Consider the following 1,290-nt stretch of genomic DNA (forward strand, 5'->3'; position numbering starts at 1 on the left):
GGAGTGGGCTGCAAAAGAAGTAGGTAGTTTAACCTTCGGGGGGACGCTTACCACTTTGTGGTTCATGACTGGGGTGAAGTCGTAACAAGGTAGCGCTAGGGGAACCTGGCGCTGGATCACCTCCTTAAACGATGATTATTGCGATGAGTGTTCACACAGATTGATACGGTTTATGAAGTTTAAGAGATAGAACATCCCCCAAGATGTTCAACTTAGTGTCCCGTTCGTCTAGAGGCCTAGGACACCGCCCTTTCACGGCGGTAACAGGGGTTCGACTCCCCTACGGGATACCATTGGGTCGTTAGCTCAGTTGGTAGAGCAGTTGACTTTTAATCAATTGGTCGCAGGTTCGAATCCTGCACGACCCACCATTTCCTTCCACGGAAATCAAAATAATGTGGGCGATTAGCTCAGTTGGGAGAGCACCTGCCTTACAAGCAGGGGGTCACTGGTTCGAGCCCGGTATCGCCCACCATTCTCTAAGTATTTTTGGAATAAAACGTCCAAACCAGAACAAGCAATTGATACTGGTTGGCATTTTTGACTCTGAAAGTCTTTAGAAAATGTAACTTCCTTGTGAAGAAACATAGCTCTTTAACAATTTGGAAAGCTGACAAAACAACAATTTATTGTTGTTTGTAAAGTTCTCAAAGTATTCATTTATGAATACAACTAAAAACACATTCAAGTGTTCTTGGGAATAATCTTCGGATTATTCATATTTGAGTCCGGCAAAATCGAAATGTCTCTCGCTCATTCAAATAATGAGAGACAACTTTGGTTGTTTAACATCAATTCGAAACTCCTTCGGGTTGTATGGTTAAGTGACTAAGCGTACACGGTGGATGCCTTGGCAGTCAGAGGCGATGAAGGACGTATTAACTTGCGATAAGCCCAGATTAGGTAGTAAAAACCACTTGAGTCTGGGATTTCCGAATGGGGAAACCCACTTACATAAGTAAGTATCGTTATGTGAATACATAGCATAACGAGGCGAACCGGGGGAACTGAAACATCTAAGTACCCCGAGGAAAAGAAATCAACCGAGATTCCGAAAGTAGCGGCGAGCGAAATTGGACTAGCCCTTAAGCTTTATATGCGTTAGACGAACGGTCTGGAAAGTCCGGCGATACAGGGTGATAGCCCCGTAGTTGACAACGCACATTCAGTGAAATCGAGTAGGGCGGGACACGTGATATCCTGTCTGAATATGGGGGGACCATCCTCCAAGGCTAAATACTACTGACTGACCGATAGTGAACCAGTACCGTGAGGGAAAGGCGAAAAGAA

3 tRNA genes and 2 rRNA genes are annotated in these 1,290 nt (G+C 44.9%); all 5 read left to right on the forward strand.

Going from position 1 to position 1,290, the window contains the following annotated elements:
- A 16S ribosomal RNA gene (locus L3V27_RS23265) occupies positions 1 to 127 on the forward strand; the annotation flags it as partial.
- Positions 128 to 217: 90 nt separating this feature from the next.
- A tRNA-Glu gene (locus L3V27_RS23270) sits at positions 218 to 293 on the forward strand.
- A 2-nt stretch (positions 294 to 295) separates the two neighbouring features.
- Positions 296 to 371: transfer RNA gene (locus L3V27_RS23275), tRNA-Lys, on the forward strand.
- Positions 372 to 399: 28 nt separating this feature from the next.
- Positions 400 to 475: transfer RNA gene (locus L3V27_RS23280), tRNA-Val, on the forward strand.
- A gap of 343 nt (positions 476 to 818) precedes the next feature.
- A 23S ribosomal RNA gene (locus tag L3V27_RS23285) occupies positions 819 to 1,290 on the forward strand; the annotation flags it as partial.

Origin of the sequence: Vibrio sp. J2-3(2022) (genome assembly GCF_021725735.1) — a bacterium.
In the GTDB taxonomy this organism is placed as follows: Bacteria; Pseudomonadota; Gammaproteobacteria; order Enterobacterales; family Vibrionaceae; genus Vibrio; species Vibrio diabolicus.